Annotated in this window: 2 protein-coding genes and 1 pseudogene; all 3 read right to left on the reverse strand. The window is 69.8% G+C overall.

All coding sequences use genetic code 11. The annotated features are described in order from the left end of the window. A partial coding sequence (gene secA, locus H5J29_RS23435) for a preprotein translocase subunit SecA (RefSeq protein WP_220187823.1) occupies nt 1–2,672 on the reverse strand: 2,672 nt, incomplete at its 3' end. A 260-nt stretch (nt 2,673–2,932) separates the two neighbouring features. Beyond that, the gene (gene hpf / locus H5J29_RS23440) at nt 2,933–3,565 is read right to left on the reverse strand and encodes a ribosome hibernation-promoting factor, HPF/YfiA family (protein WP_181783198.1); all 633 of its coding nucleotides are present in this window, start codon (nt 3,563–3,565) and stop codon (nt 2,933–2,935) included. 358 nt (nt 3,566–3,923) lie between these two features. After that, nucleotides 3,924–4,079, reverse strand: a pseudogene (locus H5J29_RS35950) (ComF family protein); the annotation flags it as partial. Nucleotides 4,080–4,091 lie beyond the last annotated feature (12 nt).

Consider the following 4,091-nt stretch of genomic DNA (forward strand, 5'->3'; position numbering starts at 1 on the left):
GTGACGGGCTCCGCCGCGGGCGGCCCGGCGACCGCCGCCACCGCACCCTGCTGGGCCGCGGCCGGAGCCGCCGCCGGGGCCTGCGGAGCGGCAGGAGCCGCGGCGCCGTTCGGAGCCGGGACCTCCTGCGGCGCGGGCTCGGTGCCCGGCGCCGGGACCTCCTGGACCTGCACCGCGACGTTGAACAGGTGCCCGACCGTCTCCTCCTTGATGCCCTCGAGCATCGCGGCGAACATGTCGAAGCCCTCGCGCTGGTACTCGATCACCGGGTCGCGCTGGGCCATCGCCCGCAGCCCGATGCCCTCCTTGAGGTAGTCCATCTCGTAGAGGTGCTCGCGCCACTTGCGGTCGATGACCTGCATCAACACCTGGCGCTCGAGCTCGCGCATGCCGCCCTGCGGGCCGATCATCGCGTCCATCTCGGCCTCGCGGACGGCGTAGGCGCGCTCGGCGTCCTCGATCACGGCCTGCGTGATCGACTCCTTCGAGAGGTCGTCGAGCCCGCCCTCCTCGGGGCCGCCGTCGGCCAGGTCCTGCCACTTGACCGAGATCGGGAACAGCTGCCCGAGCGCGGTCCAGAGCTTGTCGAGGTCCCAGTCCTCGGCGTACCCCTCCGAGGTGGCGCCCTCGACGTACGCGGTGACCACGTCGTGCAGCATGTTGCGGGTCTGCTCGCCGATGTCCTCGCCGCCGAGGACCCGGCGGCGCTCGTCGTAGATGACCGTGCGCTGCTGGTTGAGCACCTCGTCGTACTTCAGGACGTTCTTGCGGATCTCGAAGTTCTGCTGCTCGACCTGCGTCTGCGCGCTGCGGATGGCCCGCGTGACCATCTTGGCCTCGATGGGCACGTCCTCGGGCAGGTTGAACCGGTTCATGATCGACTCGACCATGGCGCCGTTGAAGCGGCGCATCAGCTCGTCCCCCAGCGAGAGGTAGAACCGGGACTCACCCGGGTCACCCTGACGACCGGACCGACCACGAAGCTGGTTGTCGATGCGCCGCGACTCGTGCCGCTCGGTGCCGAGCACGTAGAGCCCGCCCGCCTCGCGGACCTCCTCGGCCTCGGCCGCGACCTGCTTCTTCATCTGCGCGACGACGCCGTCCCACGCCGCCTCGTAGGCCTCCCGGTGCTCCACCGGGTCCAGCCCGCGGCTGCGCAGCTCCAGGTCGGCCAGGAAGTCCGGGTTGCCGCCGAGCATGATGTCCGTACCGCGGCCCGCCATGTTCGTGGCCACGGTGACCGCTCCCGCGTGCCCCGCCTGGGCCACGATCAGGGACTCGCGCTCGTGCTGCTTCGCGTTGAGCACCTCGTGCGGCACCTGGCGCTGCACCAGCAGCTTCGACAGGTACTCGGACTTCTCGACGCTGGTCGTGCCGACGAGGACCGGCTGGCCCTTGCGGTGCTTCTCGGCGATGTCGTCCGCCACCGCGTCGAACTTCGCGGCCTCGGTCTTGTAGATCAGGTCCGCCTGGTCCGCACGGACCATCGGCCGGTTCGTGGGGATGACGACGACGTGCATGCCGTACGTCGCGTGCAGCTCGGCCGCCTCGGTCTCGGCGGTACCGGTCATGCCCGAGAGCTTGTCGTAGAGCCGGAAGAAGTTCTGCAGGGTGATCGTGGCGAGCGTCTGGTTCTCCGCCTGGATCTGCACCTTCTCCTTGGCCTCGATGGCCTGGTGCATGCCCTCGTTGTAGCGGCGTCCCGCGAGCACGCGGCCGGTGAACTCGTCCACGATCAGGACGTTGCCGTCCCGGACGATGTAGTCCTTGTCCTTCTTGAACAGCTCCTTGGCCTTGAGCGCGTTGTTCAGGTACCCGACGAGCGGGGTGTTCGCGGCCTCGTAGAGGTTGTCGATGCCGAGCTGGTCCTCGACGAACGACACGCCCTCCTCGGTCACGCCGATGGTGCGCTTGCGCTCGTCGACCTCGTAGTGCGCATCGGGACGCAGCAGCGGCGCCATCCGCGCGAACTCCTGGTACCAGCGCGCGCTCTGCTCGGCGGGCCCGGAGATGATCAGCGGCGTGCGCGCCTCGTCGATGAGGATGGAGTCCGCCTCGTCGACGATCGCGAAGTTGTGGCCCCGCTGCACCATGTCCGCGGAGTTCCATGCCATGTTGTCGCGCAGGTAGTCGAAGCCGAACTCGTTGTTCGTGCCGTAGGTGATGTCCGCGGCGTACTGCTCGCGACGCTGCGCGGGGGTCATCTCGGACAGGATCACGCCGACCTCAAGCCCGAGGAACCGGTGGATCCGGCCCATGTTCTCCGCATCGCGCTTGGCGAGGTAGTCGTTCACCGTGACGACGTGCACGCCGTCCCCGGAGATGGCGTTGAGGTAGCTGGGCAGCGCACACGTGAGCGTCTTGCCCTCACCGGTGCGCATCTCCGCGACGTTGCCCAGGTGCAGCGCCGCCCCACCCATCAGCTGCACGGCGAAGGGCCGCTGGCCCAGCGTTCGCCGAGCACCCTCGCGCACCGTGGCGAACGCCTCGGGCAGCAGGTCGTCGAGCGACTCGCCCTCGGCGTAGCGGGCGCGGAACTCCTCGGTCTTGGCGCGGAGCTGCTCGTCCGACAGGGACTCGAAGTCCGGCTCGAGCGAGTCGATGTGGGCGGCGATCCGACTGAGCCGCTTGACCAGCTTCGTCTCACCGGCACGGAGCAGGCGGTTCAGCAAGGACGGCACTGATCGACCTCATTCACGATCGCGGTCTCGGACGGCGGCCCGTGGCCCCGCGAGGCCACCGAACCAGGGCGGACCGACATCCGGAACGCACCCGCGGCCCATGGTAGCCACCGGCGTGTCGCCCGCCTCACCGTGCAACGACCCCGGACCCGCAGGGGTTCCGGGGTCGAGGGTGATCCCGCGCTGGACGGGCGCCGGGGCGCGACGACGAGCCGCACCCCGACGCCCTTCTTCGGAGGGGGTCGTGGGTGTCAGCTGCCGAGGCGGATGACCCCGTAGTCGTAGCCCTTGCGCCGGTAGACGACCGACGGGATGCCGCACTCGGCGTCCGCGAACAGGTAGAAGTCGTGCCCGACGAGCTCCATCCGGGACAGGGCCTCGTCGATGCTGATCGGTTCGTCCGAGTGCTGCTTGCGGCGCACGATGCGGCCGGGCAGGTCCTCGGGCGGCTCGTCCATGCCCTCGGAGTGGCCCCGCGGCTCGGGGATGAAGGCCTCGACCCGCTGCTCGGCGAGCTCCTGTTCCAGGACCGCCACGGCGGTCGAGCCTCCGCGGCCCGCCATCACGCGGGAGCGCCGGTCGTTGAGCCTGCGCCGGTCGTGGGACCGCCGGAGCCTGCTCTCGAGCTTGCTGATCGCGCAGTCCAGCGCGGCGTAGAAGTCCTGGGCACATGCCTCGGCGCGGGCGACCGAGTTGCGGCCGCGGCCGGTGATCTCGATGCGCTGACAGTTCTTGGACTGCCTGCGGTTCGGCTCGTGGAAGAGCTCGACCTCCATGCCGACGATCTTGTGGTCGTAGCGTTCGAGCCTGGCCAACTTCTCCTCGACGTGGATCCGGAAGTGTTCCGGCACCTCCACGTTCCGGCCTGTGACGACGATCTCCACTCGACTTCCCTCGCTCTCCGTGCGTACTCGGCGTGGGGGGCGGCTTCGGGTGCCCGTCCGGCGGTCGGCCGGGGGCGGGGACAGGGGTGGGGGACCACCCCGGGGACCCGAAGCGGATGCTCGGTGTTCCCCTCCCGTTGTGGCGTGGGTTACGTGTGCCAGGCACGGTAGTGCGCATCACGGTTCGGCGACAGTCCTGAGCGGTGAGTGACAGCAGGATGGGCGAAATCGGCGAATGACCTTCCCCTGACCTGCGCAAACCCGTACTTTGGAGGGGTTGGCGAGCCGTCGGCGGGACAGCGGCGGTGCGGGGTGCCACTGAATCGAGGCCTGGATCGGTGCGGTGCCTGCGGTCCCTCCGGCCGCTCGCATCACACAGCACGACCGCGCCGAGCACCGGGATGCCGACCTCCACCAGCGCCCGCGCGCAGGCCCGCAGCGTGGCCCCCGTGGTGACCACGTCGTCGACCAGCAGCACGGGTCCCGGCGGGTTCACGGGCGACCGGACGACCACCGAGCCCGCGAG

The sequence above is a fragment of the Pseudonocardia pini genome (genome assembly GCF_013870575.1).
Lineage (GTDB): Bacteria > Actinomycetota > Actinomycetes > Mycobacteriales > Pseudonocardiaceae > Pseudonocardia > Pseudonocardia pini.